The organism is Acidithiobacillus thiooxidans ATCC 19377, assembly GCF_009662475.1.
GTDB lineage: Bacteria > Pseudomonadota > Gammaproteobacteria > Acidithiobacillales > Acidithiobacillaceae > Acidithiobacillus > Acidithiobacillus thiooxidans.
This window is the reverse complement of record NZ_CP045571.1, coordinates 3,268,901-3,291,503: the sequence shown is the minus strand read 5'-3', so window position 1 is coordinate 3,291,503 and position 22,603 is coordinate 3,268,901. Positions and strand designations below refer to the sequence as shown.

The window sequence follows — 22,603 nt, the reverse complement described above, 5'->3', positions numbered from 1 at the left end:
TCTGTCTAACCGCGATGGGTGACATCTCCTACGCGGACCAGTTTCAGGGTGTTGGTTCCGCCCGGAGAGCCAATGGGCTCACCAATGGTAATCAACATAAGATCTCCGTCGCGTACTGCACCACGACGGCGCAGTTCATCTTCGGCAGCGCGCATCACCTGCACAGGATCATCATGACGGCTTTGGGGGAAATTCACCGGATGAACGCCCCGGTACAAAGTCACCTTACGGCGGGTATACACCTGGGGCGTCAAAGCATAAATGGGTACCTTGGGATTAGCCCGCGATAACCACAATGCGGTAGAGCCACTTTCGGTAAAGGCGGCAATGGCGGCGATAGATGAGCGCAGGGTAGCCAGAAGCGCGGCAGCTGCGATGGTTTCATCCACTCCGGCAAGCGGGCGATCAATAATCTGCAGGGTGTTGGTGCTGGGGGCATGCCGTTCAACTTCGCGACAGGTACGGTCCATCGCCGCCACGGCCTCTACCGGATAAGCGCCGCTTGCCGTTTCTGCCGACAACATGACGGCATCCGTACCATCAAGAACCGCATTTGCCACGTCGGAAACTTCGGCACGCGTGGGTATGGGCTGATGAATCATGGACTCCATCATTTGGGTGGCGGTGATACTCAGGCGATTATGTTTTTGGGCCAGGGCGATAATGCGCTTCTGGACTGTAGGAACGGCTGCATCGCCAATTTCCACCCCGAGATCTCCCCGGGCGACCATGATGGCCTCGGATACTGCCAAAATTTCTTCAATCGCATCAACCGCTTCGGCACGTTCTATTTTGGCAATCAGGGCACCATGTCCTCCGGCTTCACGAAACAGGCGACGTGCTTCATCCATATCTGCTGCACTGCGCGGAAAGGAAACCGCCAGATAATCGGCTTCCAGTTGGGCGGCCGTGATGATGTCGGCCCGATCCTTATCGGTCAGGGCCGGCGCGGTCAGGCCACCACCGGCGCGATTGATCCCCTTGCTGTTGGACAATTCACCACCCTGTACTACCCGGGTATGAATTTCGCCGCCCTGAACCTTCTCGACCCAGAGCACAATCATGCCATCATTCAGCAGCAGTGTGGCACCACGATCAACATCGCTGACCAGCTGCGGATAAGTCACCCCCACCCGGGTTTGATCTCCCATGCTGCAGTGAATATCTAGAATAAAGGGTTCGCCTTCTTGCAGATGAATTTTGCCATCAGCAAATTTGCCGATGCGGATTTTCGGGCCCTGCAAATCGGCCAGGACCCCAATGGCGCGACCATGGGCACGTGCCCGTTCGCGCACCATTTCCGCTCTTTGCACGTGGTCTTCGGGGGAACCATGAGAAAAATTGAGGCGGACGACATCGACGCCCGCCTCGATCAGACGATCGATGACCTGCACATCAGAACTGGCAGGGCCTAGGGTTGCGACGATTTTCGTCCGGCGTATCAAGCGTTGTTACCTCGTGCACGTTCTTCAAGTATGGCAACGGCCGGTAAGGTTTTGCCTTCCAGAAATTCCAGAAAGGCACCGCCACCGGTACTGATGTAAGAAACTTTGTCTTCAATATGGAACTGATTGATGGCCGCGATGGTATCGCCACCACCGGCAATGGAAAATGCCGTGCTTTCGGCGACAGCCTGGGCAATGGCCCTGGTTCCCCCCGCGAAACTTTCAAACTCAAAAACGCCTACCGGGCCGTTCCAGACGATGGTCCCCGCTTTTCTGAGAATTTCGCCCAACGCCCTGGCGGTATCAGGCCCGATATCCAGAACCATGTCGTCTTCGGCAATGTCGGCTACTGCACAGGTACGAGCTGGTGCCGTGGCCGAAAATTCCTTGGCAACGACCACGTCCGTAGGCAGGGGAACCGCGCCACCCTTGGCTTTGGCAGCGGCAATGATGGCTTTTGCCTCGGGGACCAGATCAGCCTCGCAGAGCGACTTACCCACTCCATGACCTTCGGCAAGAATGAAGGTATTGGCAATACCACCGCCTACCACCAGCTGATCTACCTTATCGGCCAGTGATTTGAGAATGGTGAGCTTGGTGGATACTTTTGAACCCGCAACAATGGCCACCAATGGTCGTTTGGGATTCTGCAGGGCCTTACCGAGCGCATCCAGTTCACCCACCAGCAGGGGGCCAGCACAGGCAGTCGGTGCATACTTGGCGATGCCATGGGTACTGGCTTCGGCGCGATGGGCGGTACCAAAAGCGTCATTGACGAAAATGTCACAGAGTTTTCCGTATTTCTGCGCCAAAGTATCGTCATCTTTCTTTTCGCCCTTGTTGATGCGGCAGTTTTCGAGCATAACCACATCACCTGGCTTGACTTCAAAACCACCGTCCACCCAGTCCGCCTGCAAACGGACAGGACGACCGAGCAACTCGGAAAGTCGCTTGGCCACCGGAGCCAGAGAGTCTTCGGGTTTGAATTCACCTTCCGTGGGGCGACCCAGGTGTGAGGTGATCATGACGCCGGCACCGGCATCCAGAGCCATTTGGACCGCAGGTGCAGACGCCCGCACCCGGGTGTCGTCGGCAATGGCCCCTTCCTTGCTCAGGGGAACATTGAGATCAGCGCGGATAAAAACTCGCTTGCCTTGGGCAAGGCCACGCTTGCACAGGTCTTCAAAAGTCAAAACATGCATGATGGCATCTCCAGTTTGCAGTGATAATCAGTGACTGGCGACGTGCTTGACGAAGCGCATCATGTTGCAGGTATAACCATATTCGTTGTCATACCAAGACACTACCTTGACGAAAGTCGGATCCAGCTGCAAGCCAGCACCAGCGTCAAAAATGGACGGGGTCGGATAGCCACGGAAGTCGGTGGAAACCACTGAGGCTTCAGTGTAGCCCAGAACGCCTTTGAGCGGACCTTCACTGGCGGCTTTCATGGCCTTGCAGATTTCTTCGTAGCTGGTTTCCTTATTCAGCTCGGCGGTGAGGTCAACCACCGAAACGTCAGAGGTGGGCACCCGGAAAGACATACCGGTCAGTTTTTTGTTCAACTCCGGAATCACCTTGCCCACGGCCTTGGCAGCACCCGTGGAAGAAGGGATGATGTTTTCGAGAATGCCACGGCCACCGCGCCAGTCCTTGGCAGAAGGACCATCAACGGTTTTCTGGGTCGCGGTAGTAGCATGCACTGTACTCATCAGGCCGCGTTTGATGCCGAAATGATCATTCAGCACCTTGGCGATGGGCGCCAGGCAGTTGGTGGTGCAGGAAGCTGCTGATACGATTTTTTCACCGGCATACTTGCTGTGATTTACCCCGTAAACAAACATCGGGGTGTCATCCTTGGAGGGCGCAGACTGCACCACTTTTTTGGCGCCGGCATCCAGATGCTTCTGACAGGTCTCGCCCGTCAGGAAAAAGCCGGTAGACTCAATGACTACATCTACGTTTACATCGCCCCACTTGAGATTGGCAGGATCGCGTTCGGCGGTCAGGCGGATGCTCTTGCCGTTGACGACGAGATCATTGCCCTCAACCTTGACTTCACCCTGAAAGCGGCCGTGAACTGAATCATACTGCAGCATGTAAGCCAGATAGGCAGGCTCAAGTAAGTCATTGATGGCAACAACTTCAATGTTGTTGAACTCTGCTTCCTTGGCGATGGCGCGGAAAGCCATGCGGCCGATACGGCCGAAACCATTAATACCTACGCGAATGGTCATTATATTTACTCCTCAAAATTGCAAATGAATTCAAAGCGCCTGGAACTGGGCAATAATGTTGTCCACAGTGAAGCCGAATTTGGCGAAGAGCGTCGCTGCCGGAGCGGAAGCCCCGAAATGATCAATACCGACGACGGCTCCGTGCAATCCGACGTATTTGTACCAGAGTCCCGTGGTGCCTGCTTCAATGGCGACCCGCTTGCTGATGCCGGCCGGCAAAACACTTTCCTGATAGGCAGCATCCTGAGCGGCGAAGATGTCCATACAAGGCATGGAAACCACGCGAACGGCGTGACCCTGTTCAGCCAGTTTCGCCTGGGCGGCCAGAGCCAGTTCAACTTCAGAACCGGTAGCAATCAAAATGCCTTGTGCCTTACCACCCTCGGCATCCTTGATGACATAGCCACCACGACGGGCGTTGGCTACGGTTTCATCCGTATGGGGCAGTGCCGGCAGGTTCTGACGGCTGAGCGCGAGCAAGGAAGGCGTACGCTGCAGCTTGACGGAAGATTCCCAGGCAATGGCGGTTTCCACGGCGTCTGCAGGACGCCAGACGTTGAGGTTGGGGATCAGGCGCAAGCTATTGACCTGCTCGACCGGCTGATGGGTGGGGCCATCTTCACCCAGACCAATGGAATCATGAGTCATGACATAGACGACACGAATACCCATCAGGGCTGACATGCGGATCGCGTTGCGGCTGTAATCCGAGAAAATCAGGAAGGTGCCACCAAAGGGCAGGAAGCCGCCATACAATGACACACCGTTCATGATGGCCGACATGCCGAATTCACGCACGCCGTAGTGAATGTAATTACCCATCAAACGGTGCTTGCCGATGTCAATCGCTTCTTTCCAGCGGGTATTGTTGGAAGGCGTCAAATCGGCGGAGCCACCGAGAAACTCGGGCAGTGAGGCCGCAATACCCTGAATAGTTTTGCCTGAGGCAACACGGGTCGCAATTTTCGGATTTTCCTTGCGGAACTCGCTGATCATCCGGTCAATGGCGGCGTCAAATTCGGGGCTGGCTTCGCCGCTCAGGCGCCGTTCAAATTCGGCCGCTTCCTTGGGGAAGTTGGCCTTGTATTTGGCAAACTTTTCCTTCCAGTCGCTCTCCGCTTTTTCGCCCTTGGCCTTGGCATTAAAGCCGTGGTAAATCGCTTCCGGAATTTCAAAGGGTGCACCACTCCAGCCGAGATTCTTGCGCGTCAGGGCAACTTCTTCAGCGCCCAGCGCGGCTCCATGTACATCGTGGGTGCCGGCTTTGTTGGGTGAGCCATGACCAATGACGGTCTTGCAGCAAATCAGGGTCGGCTTGGTGGTCTGTTTGTGGGCCTGGGCAATAGCCTTTTTGATGGCTTCAGGATCATGACCGTCCACATGACGAACGACATGCCAGCCGTAGGCTTCAAAACGCGCCGGGGTATCGTCCCCGAACCAGTCGTCCACGTGACCATCAATGGAAATGTTATTGTCATCGTAAAAACAGACAAGCTTGTTCAGTCCCCAGACCCCGGCCAAAGAGCAGGCTTCATGGGAAACCCCTTCCATGAGACAGCCGTCGCCGAGAAACACATAGGTGTAGTTGCTGACGATTTCATGATCGGGGCGGTTGAACTGGGCAGCCAGCATACGTTCCGCCAGGGCCATACCCACACCGTTGGCAATGCCCTGACCCAAGGGGCCCGTGGTGGTTTCAACGCCGGGGGCATCGCGATATTCGGGATGACCGGGAGTTTTGCTGTGCCACTGACGGAATTGCTTAAGATCATCAATGGACAAATCGTAACCGCTCAGATGGAGGAGCGCATACTGCAACATCGAACCATGACCGTTTGAAAGAATGAAACGGTCACGTCCGGCCCAATGCGGATTGGCCGGGTTGTGTACCAGAAAATCATTCCACAAGACTTCGGCGATGTCCGCCATGCCCATAGGCATTCCGGGATGGCCGGAGTTCGCTTTTTCGACGGCATCCATGGCCAGAACGCGAATGGCATTGGCCAGATCAGTACGGGTTACAGTCATAACTCACTCCTTGGATAGATGAAAATGTCAGTCGGCGCGCTGGTGGGTGCGGACCCGGCGTAAAATACCGTCGTGACCGGAAATGACCAGGGTTTCGCTCTCTACAAAGTAGTGGGAACGGGTAACGCCATCAAGAATGTCGCCGGAAGTCAGGCCAGTCGCGACGAAAAGCACGTCGTCACTGGAAACCAGTTCATCACGGCTCAGCCATTGGCCTACTTTCAGGCCTGCTTCGGCAATCGCTTCGGCTTCGCCGGGTTTTTGCGGGGCCAGGCAGCCAAACATATCTGCGCCCATGGCACGGGCGGCGCAGGCCGAGATGACGCCTTCGGGTGTGCCGCCGATGCCCATCATCGCGTCCACTTTGGTACCCAGGGCTGCCATGATGCCACCACTGACGTCACCGTCTGTCTGCAGGCGAACCGTCGCGCCTGCAGCCTGAATTTCCCGGATCATGGCGTCATGACGGGGCTTCTTCAGAAGGAAAATACGCAATTCTTTAACATCTTTGCCGAGAGATTTGGCCAGTGCCTGCAGTTTGGCTTTCATAGGTGCTTCGGGATCGATTTTGCCGCGTGCCGGGGCGGGGACAATCAACTTGTCCATGTAATAGGCGGGGCCGGGCTGGAACATGCTGCCTTTGGGGGCTGCAGCCAGTACACAAATGGAACCGGGCATGCCCTGGGCTAAGAAGGTGGTGCCTTCGACGGGATCCACGGCGATTTCCACTTCCGGACCCGTGCCCGATCCGACCTGCTCACCGTTGTAGAGCATGGGGGCTTCGTCTTTTTCGCCTTCGCCGATGATAACCACGCCACGCATGGGGACTTGAGCAATGGCAGCGCGCATAGCATCTACAGCGGCTCCATCTCCCAGTTCTTTTTCACCTCGCCCAATCCAGGCGCTGGCAGCGCGGGCGGCAGATTCGGTAACGGGGAGTAGAGACAGCGCAAGACTACCTATGGATGACATAAGCTTGTTCCCTTCAGTGGCGGAATTAGATAGAAGACATAATTCGTTTTAGCATAAATCAAAGGACCGCGTTTGGGAACTCGGAGGCCTTATCGGCGGCATGCTCCAGCCAGTTTCGCCAGGTCTGGTGCAAATTCGGATCCAGTGTGGCCAGAACGGAGCGCGGTTTCAGGTCTTTTTCCTGAAGAGCCTGACCATTGAACTGGGAAATTTGCCCCCCAGCTTCCTGAAGAATCAATGCGCCTGCGGCGCGATCCCAGAGTTGCTGGGCACCATGCAAATAAAAATGATAGCGCCCCGCCGCCAGCCAACACCATTCCAATACGGATGAACCGAAATTACGTTGGCTATGAAAGGGGCGTTCATCAATGATGCGCAGGGCCAGATTTCGATCCAGTCGCTTGTAATCCACCACCCCTACGCAGTGTTTCAGTGTTGGCGCTTCGCGCGTGTGGAGCATAGCCCCATCGATTTTAGCCCCTTTTCCCTGTACGGCTGAAAAAAGTTCAGCGCGTACCGGATCATAAATCCAGCCCATGACCGAATGCCCCTTTTCCAGCAGGGCCAGAGAGATGCCAAAAATCGGTACCCCGGCGGCAAAATTACTGGTGCCGTCCAGAGGGTCCAGGCACCAGAGTGCATCACTGTTTTCCAAAAGGGATTGTTGTTCTGCGCGGGGCATCTCTTCACCCAGCAAGGGAATATCGGGGTAGCGGGCGGCCAGCATATCCTGAAGAAAATTCTGGCTGTCTATGTCGGCGCTGGTAACGATGCTGCCGTCAGGCTTGCGACTGCTGACTACGGTATGAAAACGCGGCAGAACAAAACGCTCGGCACTGGTACGCAGCAATTTCCCCACCCATTGCTGGTCGATTTCATTGATTCTGGACATGCCCATCTCCGTGAATTTTGACCCACTACTACGGCGCTGCGATGATATGCGGGTTATTTCTTGCTGAAAGCCTACAGTGATGCCGCGCATTCATTTATACGCTGATTCCGAATTACCCGAAAGCGGCGCTTTTCTTTTGCCCACGGAGCCCAGCCATCATTTATTGAAAGTGCTGCGCGCACGCATTGCTCAGGAGCTGACCCTTTTCAACGGGGATGGTTGCGTCTACGCAGGTACATTGAAAGGCATTTCCGGTAACCGCGCCGAAATCCTGATCAACGGGCGTTTTGTGCGGCAAACACGTTCTCCGCTCATGATTCATCTGTGGTTGCCCTTGATGCGCGGGGAGCGTTGGGACTGGAGTCTGCAAAAAGCCGTAGAGCTGGGCGTGCAGACGATTCAGCCGGTGGCTTGCCAGCATGCCGTGGTACAGATGAAAGAAACGCGCGGCGAAAAACGTCTCCAGCGTTGGCAGGATATGGTGATTGCCGCCTGTGAGCAGAGTGGCGCGACGTGCATTCCCAAGGTGCTGCCGCCTATGGCTCTGAGTGATGCCTGGCCCCTGTGCCGGGGGCGGGGTCTGGTTCTGGACCCTGCGCCGGAGAATGCGAAAATGCGTGAACTGCTGCACCCCGAGTCGGAAGTGACGTTGTTAAGCGGGCCTGAAGGTGGACTGAGCAGTTCAGAACTGGCGGCGGCAAGTGCCCATGGTTTTCAAAAGGTGCATATGGGGCCACGCATTCTGCGGGCGGAAACCGCTGCTGTTGCAGCAGTCGCCGTGTTGCAGGCGTTGTGGGGGGATCTCTGAAAACTAAATCCAGCCGGCTTTTTTGAAGCGACGGTAAAGGTAATAGGAGGATCCGGCCATGACGGTCAGGGCCATGGGGTATCCGAATTTCCAGTGCAATTCCGGCATGTATTCAAAGTTCATGCCCCAGATGCCCGTAAAAATGGTAATCAGCACCAGAATGGCACCCCAGCCCGCCAGTTTTTTATTGACCTCGCCGTGGTCGATGGCAATCAGGGAAAGATTGACCTGAATGGCTGTGGAAATGGTGTCACGGATGGTATCCAGTTGGCTGTTGAGCAACATGATGTGATCATGAACATCTCGGAAGTAGTTTTCTGCACCATCTATCTGGGCGGGGACCCGTCCGCCAAACAGTTTGCTGAAGCCGTCTGCCAGAGGCAGTAATGCATGGCGTAACACATTGCTTTTGTATTTGAAATCATATAGACGCTCCATGTTCTGGCGCGCATCCTGATTGTGAAACATCACGGTTTCCAGTTGTTCCAGTTCATCATCCAGCATATCTACGACCGGGAAAAACAGGTCGACAATGGCGTCAGACAGGGCATAAAGCACATAGGCAGAGCCGTATTTGAGCATATGCGGCTCGCGTTCGGCCCGGGCACGGACGCCCAGCAGGGTTTGCTCACACTCCTGACGGACGGAAAGCACAAAATTGCTGCCGACAAAAATATTGATCTGCCCCATATGCAGATCTTTGCCGTGGTAGGCCGGAGCCTGAAGTATGACGAAAAGATGTTCGTCGTACTCTTCCACCTTAGGCCTTTGCAAGCCATTAAATACATCTTCCACGGCCAGTTCATGCAGATTGAACTGCTTTTGCAGAATGCGCAGTTCCGGTTCCGTCGCATCCTGCAGGGCAACCCAGACAAAGTTACCGGCTTGCTGCAAGTACTGAGTAACGTCCTCCAGTGTGCTGTCTGCAACTTTATGTCCATCGTTATATACCACACAGTTGACCAGCATATATTTACTCCTTTGCGGAAGTTGTGGTCGTTTACCTCATAAACGGTTCCGCCGGAAACGCTAACAGCCATTTCCGGCGGAAAAACAGGCCCGCAAGCTGCGCGGACCCATAAGCAAAACCCTCAGACCTGGGGTTGCACGCGCGCCTCTTCAATTTTTTCGAGGCTACCACGGGTTTCGACCCGGAAAACCCAGGTCAATACGGCCCCCAGTATTGACGTGCACACCAGAATGATCAACAGGGTTTGGGTACCAATGGTGTGGAGCAGGATGGGGAACAAAAAGGCCGTCATGACCGCCCCAATTTTGGCGAAAGAAGCCGCAAAGCCGGCACCATAGCCGCGAATGGAGGTCGGAAACACTTCACCGGCCAGCAGATAGGTCTGGGCGTTGGGGCCGAGATTGGTCATGAAGTTGAAAAGCATGAATCCGGCAAAAAGCAGAATGGTTTTGTCCCCATCGGGCAGATTCAGAGAAATGGCGGCCAGACCCAGACCGACAGCACAGCCGATAAAGCCGATGATCTGCAACTTGATGCGGCCGGTCCCTTCCACGAAGAAAATGGCAGCAAGCACCCCCAGAATCAACAGCATATCGAGCAGGGCGGTTCCCTTGGCAGAGAGCATTACATTTTGTGCCAGGTCAGCAACGCTATGTACATCCCTGGAAGCACCCAGGGTGGTGGCCAGAATGATCGGGGTAAAAATACCGATACCGTAAGTACCTAAATCCTGAATGAACCAGGGGATGGCGGCGAGGAAAGTGGCGCGCCGGTTTTTGTTGTTGAAAAGCACAGCAGGACTGACTTTCTGGTGGTGATGGGCGTGTTCTCTGTTGAGGACCACTTCCTTGGGGTATTGGGGAACCCGCTTGAGCAGGCGGCGGGTTTCCTTTTCCGCTTCTTCCATACGCCCCTTGCTGGCCAGCCAGTGGGGGCTGTCGGTGATAAAAAACCGGCCGACAATCACCAGAATGGCCGGGATAACCGCTGCAGCGTACATCCAGCGCCAGGCATCCACTTCGGGATAAACATCGAGAATGATAATGCCCAGACCGGCACCGACAATTGCACCTACCGCCTGAAAGGCAAAGGCGCCAAGCACCAGGCCGCCGCGTCCCTTGCTGGGAACCGCTTCAGAAATGACCAGATGGGCGGTGGGGTAGTCACAACCCAGAGCCAGCCCAATCCCGAAGAGGCAGATCACCATCCAGAGATAACTGGGGCTCAGGGTGAGACCGATGAGAAACACCACAAAAATCACCATTTCGGCAATAAACATGCGTTTACGTCCGAATATGTCGGATAATCCGCCCAGCATGGTGGCACCAATCAGGATACCGAAAAGTGCTACGGCAGTGACTACCCCTTTTTGGGCTGCCTGCAGGGTAAAGTCCCGGACAATGAGGGGTAAGGCAATACCCGTCATGAAAATCACCAGGCCTTCAAAAAACTTGCCGGCCACGGCAAGGCTCCAGATGCGCCACTGCATGGCCGTCATGGGGGTTCCCTTGAGGGACGTGCCATCGGACCAGACAGGTGTTTCGTCAATATATTGCTGGATACTTTTCCCCGAAGGCGGGGTGTGAATTTTTTCTGTGCTCACGGTCAGGTGCTCCTTGGAGTGGATTTAGCCAGCGGATTCCGGTGAATGGTTACCATTAAAGGGATTGAGTTCCTGAGAATTGGTCTCGCCGTACATGACGTGGGCGCGGCTTACCACCAGTCCGTCGACGGGACCAATGGCATGGAGGTCCTTATTGTCGTAGGGAATGACCTGGAGCAGGTGCCGCAAGGCATTCAGTCGAGCCCGTTTTTTGTCATTGGATTTGACCACCGTCCACGGCGCATAAGCGGTATCTGTATGAAAAAACATGGTTTCCTTAGCGCGGGTATAATCTTCCCAACGATCCAGGGAGGCGAGATCCATGGGAGATAGCTTCCACTGCTTGAGGGGATGCACTTTACGCTCTTCAAAACGCCGGTGCTGCTCGTCACGGGTCACCGAAAACCAGAACTTGACCAGATAGATGCCGCTGTAAATCAGGTGTCGCTCAAATTCCGGAACCTGGCGCATGAATTCCTGATAATCAGCTTCATTGCAGAAACCCATGACCCGCTCGACGCCCGCGCGGTTGTACCAGGAGCGATCGAAAAATACCATTTCACCAGCAGTAGGCAGTTGTTCCACATAACGCTGGAAGTACCACTGTCCCTTTTCTCTTTCAGAGGGTTTATCCAGCGCAACCACTCTGGCGCCACGTGGATTGAGATGTTCCATGAAGCGCTTGATGGTGCCGCCCTTGCCCGCCGCATCCCGCCCTTCAAAAATGACGACAACTTTCTGACCGCTGGATTTTACCCAGGCCTGTAACTTGAGCAGTTCTACCTGCAGGCCATATTTATCGTGTTCATAGTCCCGGCGCGTCATCCGGAACTTGTAGGGATAACCGCCGCTACGCCAGTCGTCATTGAGGGCATCATCCGTGTTGGCGACGTGCTTGCGCGGATGGATGGCTCCACTCTCATGCAGATGCTCCAGGTCTTCCGGGCTGACATCCGAATGAATCACCCGAATGGCGTCATCCAGAGACTGGGCGGCCTGGGGATGGCTGTTGACATAGTCGGTGACGATGGCACTTTGCTGAGCCTGGGCTGCTTCTACGGCTTCATGGATGACGAAATCACGAATACCTTCAGGGCTTAAATCCGGGGCAATATCTCCCGAGCTGGTGAGGCTATGGGCGCTGTCCTCTGCGGAGAGAGCTTGTTCCTGCAGATTTTGGGTGGATTTGGAGCTTTCTGCCATGATGACCCCTGATAAGTGATTGGAATTGCAAAAGGATAATATCAGGTAAATATGACGCTTTTATGACAATCGTTTGAGTTTTATCGGCCCGGATGAAATTCCGGTGAGATGAATTTGAGCCTTGGTCAGACGGTGCCGCTTGGGTTGACAGCGCCTGCGGCAGGATGGACCATTCCCTTAAATCGTTTAGAGAACTTCAATATGGAAATTCTGTTAGCCAATCCGCGCGGTTTTTGTGCCGGGGTCAATCGTGCCATTCAAATTGTGGACCGCGCCCTGGAGCTTTTCGGGGCACCGATTTATGTACGTCATGAAGTGGTGCATAACCGCCATGTCGTCGAGGACCTGCGTGCCCGTGGGGCGGTTTTTGTGGAGGAACTGGACGAAGTTCCCGATGCGGCAACGGTGATTTTCAGTGCGCATGGGGTACCCATTGCGGTACGTCAACATGCGGCCGCCCGGGGGCTGAGCGTATTTGACGCGACTTGCCCGTTGGTCACCAAGGTCCATATGGAGGTCAAGAAATACAGTCGGGACGGGATGGAAATGGTGCTGATTGGTCATGCCGGGCATCCGGAAGTGGAGGGCACCATGGGGCAGGTGGAAGAAGGAATGATGTATCTGGTCTCCAATGTGACTGATGTGGCCAGCCTGACTCCGCGAAACCCGGAAAAGCTGGCTTATATTACCCAGACTACCCTGAGTATGGATGATACCGCCGAGGTGATTCAGGCCTTGCGTGCGCGTTTTCCCCATATTCAGGGCCCCAAAAAAGATGACATTTGTTATGCCACCCAAAATCGTCAGGATGCCGTCAAAACCCTGGCTCCCGAGGTGGATATTTTGCTGGTGGTCGGTGCGCCCAACAGTTCCAACTCCAGTCGTCTGGCCGAGCTGGGCGGAAGGCTGGATACCCCAACGCATCTGATTGAAGATTCGAGCCAATTGCGTCGGGAATGGTTTGCTGATGTCGGCAAAATCGGGATTAGTGCCGGTGCGTCGGCACCGGAAAGTCTGGTGAAAGGTATTATCGACCAGTTACAGGAATGGGGTGCTACAGCGCCGCAGGAAACGGCGGGGGTTGAAGAAAAGGTCATTTTCAGCTTGCCTCTGGCGCTCGTGCAGGCACAATCCCGTCGGCAGGATGCCGGGCAGGTGACCGGGGACTCCGCCTAATCGCTGGAGTCAGGCAGCTTTTCGCCGATCAGTTCGTCTGCCTGTAATTGACGCGGATTGAGTTCTACCGGCTCCGAGACAGATAATTCCTTGTTGTCTGCTATCGCCTTGAGGTCCCGGAACTTTCTGGCAGAACTGAGAACACGACCTTCCAGTGAGCCGGTGGCCTTGTTATAGGCATCAACGGCCTGTCCCAGATTTTTCCCTACCCTGCTCCAGTGTCCGGCAAGCGTATGGAGACGATCATAAAGTTCTTTGCCAAGCTCACTGATGGCTCTGGCATTTTCTGCCAGAGATTCCTGCCGCCATCCGTAAGAAACGGCTCGCAGCAGGGCAATGAGGGTGGTTGGGCTGGCAACAATGACTTTTTGTTCGACGCCAAATTCAATCAGAGCTGGATCGGCCTGGAGCGCCGCGCTGAAAAATACTTCTCCGGGGACAAAAAGCACCACGAATTCAGGGGTGGGCTGAAATTGTTCCCAATAGGACTTTTTGCCGAGTTGGGTCATGTGCGTGCGTAGTTCCTGGGCATGCTTGAGCAGGAACTGCTGACGTTTTTGCTCATCCTCGCTTTCCATGGCTTCCAGGTAAGCGTTAAGGGGCGCCTTGGCATCTACAATCAGGCGTTTGCCTCCGGGCAGTCGGACAACCAGATCGGGGCGTTGCTGCCCGGTTTCCGTCTGCACGCTTTCCTGTTCAGCAAAATCACAGTAGGCCAGCATTCCTGCCATTTCCACAACGCGTTTGAGCTGCATTTCGCCCCAGCGGCCTCGCGCGGCAGGTTGACGCAGTGCCTTTACCAAGGCTGCTGTTTCCTGATGCAGGCGGGGCAGATGGTCCTGAACGAGGCCACGCAGTTGTTCATTTAAAGCGCCATAAGCATCAATACGCGTTTTTTCCATGGCATCCATGCGCTGGCCCACTTTTTCCATGGATTCACGAATGGGCTCGATGAGTTGTCCCACGGCTTTCTGGCGGCCATCCCAGTCAGTTTTGGCGTTTTCCTGAAAGCGTTCGAGGTTTTCCCTGGCGAGATCCAGAAAAGATTGATTATTGCGGCGCAGGGCATCGGCAGAGAGGGACTGGAAAGTTTCGGTGAGGCGCTGCCGGGCTTCTTCCAGCAAAGTCAGTTTCTCATTACTGCGCAAGCGCTCCTGTTCCAGGCGTTCCTGTAATTCTGCCTGCTGACCGCGTATCTGATTGAGATTATTATGTAACTGATTGATTTCATCCTGAGCAGTTTTGAGTGCTTCATTCAGCAAGGGGATCTGCTGGTTTTCTGTCTCTGCCCGGACCCGGTTTTCATTTTGTTTCAGCAGCTCGGATTGTTGCGCCTGAATATGGGCGCGCAATTCGGAGATGACTTGTTCCTGACGTGCCTGGACAGCTGCTGCCTCGTCCTGCTGGCGACGTAAGTTTTGCCGGCTCAAAAAAAACAGAATACCCAGACCGAGCAGCATCCCGGCCAGAAAAACCAGAAAAAGTTCCCAGATCACATGATCCACCCGTGTACATAATGAGTCATGAGCATACGGCAAGTGCGCAGGAAAGGCGAAGGGGCTCTCAGTGAGCGGGCTTCGCCAAAGTAATTACCTGATCAGGATTCCAGTTGGGAGGTGCAACTGGGGCAACGCGTAGCCGCCAAAGGGATGGAGGAAAAGCAATAGGGGCAGTTTTTGGTGGAAACCGGTGCAACAGGCTTGGGGTAGAGTTTGTTGATGACGCGGACAATGGAAAATATGACCAGAGCAATGATGAAAAAGCTGATCAGTGACATGATGAACAGGCCATAATTGAGGGTGACTGCGCCTGCTTTTTTCGCCGCAGCGAGGGTCAGGTAAGGACCGGGAGTGCTGCCCTCTTTCAATATGACGTATAGATTGGAAAAATCGACCTTGTCGAGCAGCAGGCCGATGGGCGGCATGATGATGTCGCCTACCAAAGCGGTGACTATGGCAGAAAAAGCCGTACCAATAACAAAAGCGACCGCCAGATCGATCACATTCCCACGCTGCAGAAATGTTTTGAAGTCTCCTATAAAATCCTTGAACATGGTTTCTCCCTTTTTGAGTTATGGGCAGGAAAATCTTTTAGTTAATTGTAAGGTAATTGTTTTCTACCGATTTTTATCCTACTCAATTTCTCCAGAGATGCCTATAGAGCTTCGCCTTAAAAAGTGGCCTGGATCATTATTTATTGGTGCATGCAAAACTGATTCACCTGCTTCTTCTCCTGATCCATTTGCTGATGTCCTGAGGCTTGGGTACATGCAGCACCGCCATCTTCGCAGGTCATGGCCCAGCTTTGGGCCAAATCGAAAAAGTGTGCGGCATGCCCTGCGGGTTCCGCGTAGGGGCTGTGGGTGAATAAAGGATGCAGAGCATGAAAATATTGGCTTTCTTCGTTGGTCCATTGGGCAACCGCCTGCCAGCAGGCGGATTGGGCATTGATCGGCATTTGGGCGCAGCCGATAGCATTATTACGGGCGTGTAGGAGTGCCTGTTGCCAGTTGGGACAAAACTGCCGTTCTGCAGTAGCCCGTTGGCCAGCAATGGCTGCCAGGTGCCGTTCGGCCAGTTCAGCTTTTTGTTGCGCAAGTTGGGCGCTTTGGGTGGCGGCGCTGCTCGTCAAATGGTTGGGCCCGGAGGGCGTTATAGTGGCGCAGCCGGCCAGGCTGGCAAGGACCAGTAATAACAGGATTTTTGCAGGCATTACGGACTCGCTATTCTACGGATAGTTGTTCGTTATATATCACAATTCAGTGATAATGCAGAACTTATCCATTCAGATGTCATACCGAAACAGGTCCGCGCAGCCTACGGCGCGGACCAAGGTCGCTGCAAAGCTTCCCGCCCAAGCGCCGTTTTGAGGTTTATGGGTGATCCCCGGAAATCCCCGGGCTGCTCTGTGCCGGCTGAGGCTGGCGTCGCCAGCGTCCTTTCCAGTTTTCAAAAAGTACATAAAAAGCGGGAGTGATATACAGGGTCAAAAATTGTGAAACAACAATGCCCCCGGCTACCGCAACACCCAGCGGAACCCGCGATTCTGCACCAGCGCCGATGCCGATGGCGATAGGCAAAATACCCAATACCGCCGCAAGGTTGGTCATCATGATCGGGCGAAACCGGGTAATGCAGGCATCGACAATGGCATCTTCTGCGCTGGCACCCTCGCGACGCCGATGGACGGCAAAATCCACCATGATAATGCCATTTTTCTTGACCAGACCCACGAGCATAATAATGCCCACAAAGCTGAACAAATCCAGTTCCTGATGGAATATCCACAAAGCCAGCAGCGCGCCGAAACCTGCCAGTGGCAAGGCGGTCAGAATGGTCAACGGGTGGATGAAGTCTTCGTAGAGAATGGCCAGAATCGCATAAATCAGGGCGATGGTGGCAAGAAGCAGCAAGGGCAGCGTGTTCGTGGATTGAGAAAAGGCCGCTGCCGAGCCGCCAAACTCACCCTGCACGTTGGCGGGAAGAATTTGTGCGGCAGCCTTTTGCACCCTTTGGGTGGCCTCTCCCAGGGAGACACCGGGGGCCAGATTGAAGGAAATGGTGACACTGGGCAGGCCATCATAATGACTGATACTCAAGGGCCCTACGCCATAGGCAAAATGGGCGATGGCTGCCAGGGGGACCAGACCGGCAGTACCGGGAATGGTAATTGCCGAAAGGGCTCCCAGATTTTCCTGAAACTTTCTCTCCAGATCAAGAATGACCTCGTACTGGTTGGTGGAAGCATAAATGGTGCCAACCTGGGTGCCACCGAAGGCAAAGTTGAGGGCCTGCTCAATACCTTGGGGTGTTACCCCGAGGGCCTGGGCACGTTGGTGCATTACATGGACCTCGATTTCGGGGTTGGCTAGCTGCAGATCACTATTGACGGCCTGGAGTCCCGGCACTTTGCGCAGGGCTTTTACCAAATGGGGGACTGCTTCGTTGAGACTGTCCTGATCTTCGCTCTGGAGAATGTATTGGTAGTGAGACTGCGACGATACCGGCCCCATCTGAATGGCTGGAGGCAACTGGAAGCTGGCCTCGACACCATTAAAGTGACTGACAATTTGGCGTAACTGGATGATGACCTGCTCTCCGGAAGCTCTTTGTCCCAGGGGCTTCAGACGGATAATCAGGCGTCCGGTATTGGCGGACCCGAAAGCGCCCGCTCCCTGCCCGGCACTGGACATGACCGCCTGTACGGCCTTGTTGTGACCTACGGCCGTGGCGATACGTTGCTGGGTATCTTCCAGTTGACTGAAGGAAATACCCTGAGGGTACTCCAGATTGCCCATGATCATGCCGCTGTCTTCGCTGGGAATGAACCCTTTAGGCAGAATGACGAACAGGCCGATCATGCCCAGCAGACTGAGCAGTGCAGCTATATACACCCAGCCGCGATGCTGCATGGTTTTGCGCAAGCTGCGTCCATACCAGTTGCGCAGCCGCGAGAAGCCCGACTCAAAGCGGCTGGGACTATGATGTTTTACCCGCAAATAACGGGCGCAGAGCATGGGGGTCAGGGTCAGCGAGACCAGTCCGGACATGAGGATGACGATGGCTATCGTGACCCCGAACTCCCGGAACAAACGACCAATAATGCCACCCATAACCAGAAAGGGCAGGAACACCACAGCTAGCGAAAGCGTCATGGAAATGACGGTAAAACCAATTTCCCGGCTGCCGGTAATGGCCGCATGGAAAGGTTCTTCACCATTTTCTTCGTGGCGGGTGATATTTTCGAGCATGACCACGGCGTCATCCACCACAAATCCGACGGCCAAAGTCAGGGCCAGCAGCGTCAGGGTGTTCAGGGTGTAGCCCAGTTCGTAGATAATGGCGAAAGTGGCCAAAATGGAGGTTGGAATGGCTACTGCCCCAATCAGCGTGGGGCTTCCCCGGCGCAGGAACAGCCAGAGCACGCCCGCTACCAGCAGGGAAGCCAGAAGCAAGGTGATTTCCACTTCTTCCACGGCGGAGCGGATATAGTCCGCTTTGTCATAAACCACCGTCATTTTCGCCCCGCCGGGCAGACTGGCAGCAAGCGTCGGCAGGCGCTTGCCGATGGCATCGGAAATGGCGACCGTATCGGCGTCGGGCTGACGGACGACCGCCAGAATCAGGGCGCGCTGGTTACCAATCCAGCTGGCAATCTGGTCATTATCCACCCCATTGCGCACCTGAGCGATGTCGGAAAGGGGGACTACAGCGCCGTTGGCAAAAGTTACGGGCATGTTGGCAAAAGCCTGGGCGTCCTGTAGCTGACCATGAACATTCACCGCGTAATTACGGACGGCGCCCAGAACCGTTCCCTGGGGTAAATTCACATTGTGATTGTTGATGGCCGTGCTGAGATCCTGCAGGGAAATACCATGCGCCTGCATGGCAAATGGATTGGCATGAATGCGTACGGCGTAATTCTGCTCACCAAATATTTGCACCTGCGCTACCCCGGGAATCCCGGAAATGGCTGGCACCACCTTGTCTACTGCGTACTCATTGAGCTTGTAGATGGGCATATTGGGTGCGGAAAGGGCGATGAATTCGATGGGGGCCGCAGAAGGATTCAGCTGTTTGACAAAAGGCAGGCTGGTCATGCCGGGTGGCAACAGATGACTGGCCTGGGTGACGGCATTGGATACATTCTGGGTGGCTACGTCGATATTCTGGCTGAGATCAAACTGCAGAATGATGCGTGTGGAACCCTGATTATTCACGGAACTCATCGAAGACAGTCCGGGAATGGAAGAAAACTGTTTTTCGAGAGGCGTGGCGACGGCACTGGCCATGGTCTGAGGGCTGGCGCCAGGCAAACTGGCCGATACCATGACGGTTGGGAAATCGACGCTGGGCAGGAGGGCGACGGGCAGATTGGTAAAGGCAAAAATGCCGTAAATCACCAGCCCGAGAATGATGATAACGGTCATCACCGGGCGCCGGATGAATAACGCCGAGAAATTCACGAGGGGCTACCTTGATGCTGCTGCTTGGTAGAGTGCCCGGCCGCACCGGTTTGTACGGCGGCACCGGGATATAGTCGCGCCGGGAGCGGGAAAATGACCCGGGTTTGGGGCGTAATACCACTGATCACCGCCTTTTTTCCTGTTTCCCAGAGAACCTGAATGGCCTTGTCCGTTGCTTTGCCCTGTTCGACGGTATAAACGAAAGGACCGGAACTACCCTGCTGCACAGCTCCTACGGGCAGAACCAGAGCATTAGCGATGTGCTGGACCGGCATTTGCACCAGCACGTACTGACCCGGCCAGAGTTTATGGTTGGTATTGGGTACCGTGACCTGCAGGCTGACCGTGGCGGTGCTGGCGCTGACGGTGTTATCAATAAAAGTCAGCTTGCCTTGAGCCAGTAGGGTCCCGCCTTTTTCTTCCTGGATGGGCAGGTTGGTGTTTTGGGATTGTGCTTGTCTGGCGGCCCCCAGTTGTGCTTGAGGAACACTGAAGTTGATGGTGATGGGGTTGATTTCATTGATGGTGGTTAATTGGGTTTGATTGGCGACCACCAGATTCCCGGCTTTGACCAGCGCCAAGCCGATGCGACCATTGATAGGTGCGGTAATCCTGGTGTAAGACAGATTAATCCGAGCCTGCTGAACAGCAGCTTGATCCTCGGCCACCTGAGCCGCCGCCGCCTGCGCCTGGGAAACCGCCTGGTCAAAACTCTGGCGGGTAATAAAATCTTTTTCCGCCAGGGGGCGATCCTGATCAACCAGATTGCGGTTGTAGCGGGCAGTAGCCTGATCAGCAGCCAGTTTGGCCAGAGCCTGGGCAAGCTCCGCTCGGGTTTGAGCTGGATCAATGGTAAACAGGGTTTGACCCTTGCTGACCATGGCCCCCTGCGTGAAAGAGATGTTTTGTAGCAGTCCCGAAGTCTGGGGAATGACGGTGACGGTCTGGATAGGCGTCACGGTTCCAAGATAACCGACGTAGTGGGTCATATTTTCTTGGGTCGGAGTGGTCAACTGTACCTGAAGCGGAGGCATTTCATGGCGGGCTTTGCCCTGACAGCCCGTCAGACCCAAGGTAACAGCGGTCAGAAGAAAAATAAGGGGATAACGCATCACGGTTGTTGTGCTCCCAAAGGCATGCCCACGGCCTGACTGAGTTGCGCCAGTGCCACGTAACTGCTGACCAGATTTTGAATGAGGGTGTAACGCGCCTGCGCCAGGGTGGATTCTGCCAGTAACACATCCTGGATGGTGGCTTGCCCAACGCGATATTGTGCCTGTACTACTTCCAGAGCTTTGTCGGCGTTTTGCAGACCACTGCGAGCTCCTGGCCATGCTGCCGTCGCACCCTGAAAATTATGATAATCCTGCCAGACTGTGCTTTCGGTGCTGTTACGGCTGCTGGCAAGGTTGGCTTCAGCCTGATCACGCAAGGCCTCGTTCTGGCGAACCTGGTAGTGGTTATTGAAGCCCGTAAACAATGGAACGGTCAGAGTAAAACCAACGGTCCAGGTGTCGCCGGGCCGAAAGCCACCCTGAAACAGGTAGCCATAGGAACTGCTGGCCCCCAGAGTGGGCAAGCCGCTGGCCTCAGCACTCCGCAGATTGGCCTGGGCTGCAGCCACCTGGGCTCGTGCTTCCTGCAAGGCCGGGTTGGCGCTTAGTGCGGATTGCATCAGGGTGTCTGCCGCATCGTGCAGTTGCGGGGGTGTCTGATTGAGTTGCAGCGGGTGAATTTTCAGAACGGTTTTGGGGCTCAGGCCGAGGGTGCTGGCCAATACGCCCTGACTGCTACGCAGGGTCTGCTGTTGGGCGGCAAGGGTGGATTGTGACTGAGCCATGGCCGCCCGCGCCTGATACAAGGCTCCAACTGTTGCTTGACCGGCGCGGTGCATGACTTCTGCGGCTTCCAGGTTTTTCTGATTTTCGGCAACGGTTTTTTCATCGGCAAGGAGCAGGGACTGGTTGCCGAGCACCTGATAATAGGCCTGGGCCACGCTGAAGGCCACAGACTGGATTTCCTGATTCTGGGTGAAGCCGGCTACCCATTCCTGGGCTTTTGCCGCATCGGTTTTGGCGGAGCGCAGGCCAAAGTCCCAGAGGGTGTAGCTGAGGGTCAGATTCGGATTGACGCTGTTGCGCGCGGGTACGGTAAAGCCCGCCGTAGAAGCCGACTGGCGACGTGAAGCCGAAGTGCTGAGGGTTAAAGTCGGCAACCAGGCACTTTCTGCTACACCCACTCCTGCCGCTTCGGCACGCAGAGAATCCCAGGCGGCTGCTGTTTGCGGATTGTGGGCAAGGGCATAGGCGGTCAGTTGCGGCAGGCTCCAGACCTGCTCCTGTTCAGCCTGAGCAAGCGTATGGGCATCGGGTATGGTCGGCAGTTTACTGGGGCCGGTCCACGGCTGTCCGGGTTGCTGGCTGATTCCGCCATCGGTATCAAAGGGATCTGCCAACCAGCCCATCACCCCGGCATCCGCCTGAGTCAGTCCGGTGACCGCCAACCAGACGCCAGTGACGGCGTTTAGCACTTTATGGGGCACGCTCAAGCTCCTCATTCGTGGAGCCTGCATTCTCCTGAAAAAGCGTCAGGGAGGGAAGTAGGTTTTTGTGCAAAATTGTTGCAAAGTGTGAATGGATTCGGTGCCTTATTCACAATTATTGACAATTTGTCGCTGGCAACAGAGGGGGCAAGCCGTTAACGTGTATTCCACGGAAAGGGACGAACCTTTTCCCCCTGAGAGACGAGGAGCAATACAATGTCGAAACTGAAATATGCAGTATCCGGTTTGATGATTGCCGCATTCGGTATGACTGCTTTGCCGGCATTTGCCGAAGATGCACCCCCGCCGCCCATGGCCGGACATGGCCCCATGGAACCGGGGATGATGCATGGCCATCACGGACCATGGCAGCATGGACCCATGCGTGGCCCCTGGATGCAGAATATGCCCGTTCCCATGTTGATGCCTATTGTCTGGCAACACGCGATTGACCTGAAATTGACCCCGGCACAGGAGAGTGATCTGAAAAATTGGCGGAATACCCAGCGTAAGGATTTTCCGGCCTGGCGTCAGGGCATGATGGCGCATAACAAGGCATTGCGCGATGCTCTCCTCAACGGTGAATCGGGGGCCGCACTGGCACCCCTGAAAGCGGCCGTGGTCAAGGATCATGAAATGATGCTGGATCGGGGTATTGCGCAGGTCCAGTACCTGCACAAAATCCTGACCCCGGTACAATGGCAGACCGTCGTGAAGATGGCGGAGCACAAGGGCCATCGTCCAGGACCCTGGGGTAAATAA

General features: G+C 55.1%; 18 protein-coding genes. 3 read left to right on the top strand and 15 right to left on the bottom strand.

Going from position 1 to position 22,603, the window contains the following annotated elements; translation table 11 throughout:
• Positions 1–5: 5 nt before the first annotated feature.
• From pyk to GCD22_RS17185, 6 genes are read right to left on the bottom strand one after another with little or no spacing between them, the layout of a single operon-like run.
• Positions 6–1,445 carry a pyruvate kinase gene (gene pyk, locus GCD22_RS17210; protein ID WP_031573854.1) on the bottom strand — a complete coding sequence of 480 codons (1,440 nt, stop codon included), beginning with the start codon at positions 1,443–1,445 and terminating at the stop codon, positions 6–8.
• Positions 1,442–2,647, bottom strand: a complete 1,206-nt coding sequence (locus GCD22_RS17205) for a phosphoglycerate kinase (protein WP_031573851.1) — start codon at positions 2,645–2,647, stop codon at positions 1,442–1,444. The genes pyk and GCD22_RS17205 overlap by 4 nt, the downstream gene beginning before the upstream one ends.
• Before the next feature lie 27 nt (positions 2,648–2,674).
• Positions 2,675–3,682, bottom strand: a complete 1,008-nt coding sequence (gene gap / locus GCD22_RS17200) for a type I glyceraldehyde-3-phosphate dehydrogenase (protein ID WP_010642491.1) — start codon at positions 3,680–3,682, stop codon at positions 2,675–2,677.
• A 30-nt stretch (positions 3,683–3,712) separates the two neighbouring features.
• Entirely contained in the window at positions 3,713–5,710 is a 1,998-nt protein-coding gene (gene tkt, locus GCD22_RS17195; protein ID WP_031573849.1) for a transketolase, read from the bottom strand.
• Between the two features lie 27 nt (positions 5,711–5,737).
• Complete coding sequence (gene glpX, locus GCD22_RS17190; protein WP_031573847.1) at positions 5,738–6,682, bottom strand: class II fructose-bisphosphatase; 945 nt, start codon at positions 6,680–6,682, stop codon at positions 5,738–5,740.
• A gap of 58 nt (positions 6,683–6,740) precedes the next feature.
• Positions 6,741–7,574 (bottom strand): inositol monophosphatase family protein, encoded by an 834-nt coding sequence (locus GCD22_RS17185; protein ID WP_031573845.1) that lies wholly within the window; start codon positions 7,572–7,574, stop codon positions 6,741–6,743.
• A 79-nt stretch (positions 7,575–7,653) separates the two neighbouring features.
• On the opposite strand from GCD22_RS17185, the gene GCD22_RS17180 reads away from it, so the two are divergent.
• On the top strand, positions 7,654–8,382 hold the full coding sequence (locus GCD22_RS17180) for a 16S rRNA (uracil(1498)-N(3))-methyltransferase (protein ID WP_031573843.1): 729 nt from the start codon (positions 7,654–7,656) through the stop codon (positions 8,380–8,382).
• A gap of 3 nt (positions 8,383–8,385) precedes the next feature.
• Here GCD22_RS17180 and corA read toward each other — a convergent pair whose 3' ends face one another.
• The 3 genes from corA to ppk2 all read right to left on the bottom strand — a co-directional run bounded on the left by corA (position 8,386) and on the right by ppk2 (position 12,158).
• Positions 8,386–9,351, bottom strand: a complete 966-nt coding sequence (gene corA / locus GCD22_RS17175) for a magnesium/cobalt transporter CorA (RefSeq protein WP_031573842.1) — start codon at positions 9,349–9,351, stop codon at positions 8,386–8,388.
• Between the two features lie 122 nt (positions 9,352–9,473).
• Positions 9,474–10,955, bottom strand: coding sequence for an MFS transporter (locus tag GCD22_RS17170; protein ID WP_035211000.1), 1,482 nt, complete (start codon positions 10,953–10,955; stop codon positions 9,474–9,476).
• A gap of 24 nt (positions 10,956–10,979) precedes the next feature.
• Positions 10,980–12,158: a polyphosphate kinase 2 gene (gene ppk2 / locus GCD22_RS17165; RefSeq protein WP_140391107.1), complete on the bottom strand. Its 1,179-nt coding sequence runs from the start codon at positions 12,156–12,158 to the stop codon at positions 10,980–10,982.
• Positions 12,159–12,359: 201 nt separating this feature from the next.
• On the opposite strand from ppk2, the gene ispH reads away from it, so the two are divergent.
• Positions 12,360–13,334, top strand: a complete 975-nt coding sequence (ispH, locus tag GCD22_RS17160; protein ID WP_029316446.1) for a 4-hydroxy-3-methylbut-2-enyl diphosphate reductase — start codon at positions 12,360–12,362, stop codon at positions 13,332–13,334.
• On the opposite strand, the gene GCD22_RS17155 is transcribed toward ispH, so the two are convergent.
• The 6 genes from GCD22_RS17155 to GCD22_RS17130 all read right to left on the bottom strand — a co-directional run bounded on the left by GCD22_RS17155 (position 13,331) and on the right by GCD22_RS17130 (position 21,841).
• Positions 13,331–14,830 carry a DNA recombination protein RmuC gene (locus GCD22_RS17155; RefSeq protein ID WP_031573835.1) on the bottom strand — a complete coding sequence of 500 codons (1,500 nt, stop codon included), beginning with the start codon at positions 14,828–14,830 and terminating at the stop codon, positions 13,331–13,333. The two genes, ispH and GCD22_RS17155, sit on opposite strands and share 4 nt — an antisense overlap.
• A gap of 101 nt (positions 14,831–14,931) precedes the next feature.
• Positions 14,932–15,387 (bottom strand): large conductance mechanosensitive channel protein MscL, encoded by a 456-nt coding sequence (gene mscL, locus GCD22_RS17150; protein WP_010642476.1) that lies wholly within the window; start codon positions 15,385–15,387, stop codon positions 14,932–14,934.
• Positions 15,388–15,527: 140 nt separating this feature from the next.
• Positions 15,528–16,046: a hypothetical protein gene (locus GCD22_RS17145; RefSeq protein ID WP_031573832.1), complete on the bottom strand. Its 519-nt coding sequence runs from the start codon at positions 16,044–16,046 to the stop codon at positions 15,528–15,530.
• A gap of 160 nt (positions 16,047–16,206) precedes the next feature.
• Entirely contained in the window at positions 16,207–19,299 is a 3,093-nt protein-coding gene (locus GCD22_RS17140; protein WP_035210997.1) for an efflux RND transporter permease subunit, read from the bottom strand.
• Positions 19,296–20,411 (bottom strand): efflux RND transporter periplasmic adaptor subunit, encoded by a 1,116-nt coding sequence (locus GCD22_RS17135; protein WP_035210995.1) that lies wholly within the window; start codon positions 20,409–20,411, stop codon positions 19,296–19,298. Before GCD22_RS17135 ends, GCD22_RS17140 begins: the two co-directional genes overlap by 4 nt.
• On the bottom strand, positions 20,411–21,841 hold the full coding sequence (locus GCD22_RS17130) for a TolC family protein (protein WP_031573825.1): 1,431 nt from the start codon (positions 21,839–21,841) through the stop codon (positions 20,411–20,413). The genes GCD22_RS17135 and GCD22_RS17130 overlap by 1 nt, the downstream gene beginning before the upstream one ends.
• A 216-nt stretch (positions 21,842–22,057) precedes the next feature.
• On the opposite strand from GCD22_RS17130, the gene GCD22_RS17125 reads away from it, so the two are divergent.
• The gene (locus tag GCD22_RS17125) at positions 22,058–22,603 is read left to right on the top strand and encodes a hypothetical protein (RefSeq protein ID WP_153940878.1); all 546 of its coding nucleotides are present in this window, start codon (positions 22,058–22,060) and stop codon (positions 22,601–22,603) included.

Bases quoted from the DNA above. Each gene is read 5' to 3' on its own strand.
- GCD22_RS17185 (WP_031573845.1), bottom strand. From the start codon at position 7,574: ATGTCCAGAATCAATGAAATCGACCAGCAATGGGTGGGGAAATTGCTG.
- ppk2 (WP_140391107.1), bottom strand. From the start codon at position 12,158: ATGGCAGAAAGCTCCAAATCCACCCAAAATCTGCAGGAACAAGCTCTC.
- glpX (WP_031573847.1), bottom strand. From the start codon at position 6,682: ATGTCATCCATAGGTAGTCTTGCGCTGTCTCTACTCCCCGTTACCGAA.
- GCD22_RS17205 (WP_031573851.1), bottom strand. From the start codon at position 2,647: ATGCATGTTTTGACTTTTGAAGACCTGTGCAAGCGTGGCCTTGCCCAA.
- corA (WP_031573842.1), bottom strand. From the start codon at position 9,351: ATGCTGGTCAACTGTGTGGTATATAACGATGGACATAAAGTTGCAGAC.
- GCD22_RS17145 (WP_031573832.1), bottom strand. From the start codon at position 16,046: ATGCCTGCAAAAATCCTGTTATTACTGGTCCTTGCCAGCCTGGCCGGC.
- GCD22_RS17125 (WP_153940878.1), top strand. From the start codon at position 22,058: ATGTCGAAACTGAAATATGCAGTATCCGGTTTGATGATTGCCGCATTC.
- gap (WP_010642491.1), bottom strand. From the start codon at position 3,682: ATGACCATTCGCGTAGGTATTAATGGTTTCGGCCGTATCGGCCGCATG.
- GCD22_RS17180 (WP_031573843.1), top strand. From the start codon at position 7,654: ATGCCGCGCATTCATTTATACGCTGATTCCGAATTACCCGAAAGCGGC.
- ispH (WP_029316446.1), top strand. From the start codon at position 12,360: ATGGAAATTCTGTTAGCCAATCCGCGCGGTTTTTGTGCCGGGGTCAAT.
- tkt (WP_031573849.1), bottom strand. From the start codon at position 5,710: ATGACTGTAACCCGTACTGATCTGGCCAATGCCATTCGCGTTCTGGCC.
- GCD22_RS17135 (WP_035210995.1), bottom strand. From the start codon at position 20,411: ATGCGTTATCCCCTTATTTTTCTTCTGACCGCTGTTACCTTGGGTCTG.
- mscL (WP_010642476.1), bottom strand. From the start codon at position 15,387: ATGTTCAAGGATTTTATAGGAGACTTCAAAACATTTCTGCAGCGTGGG.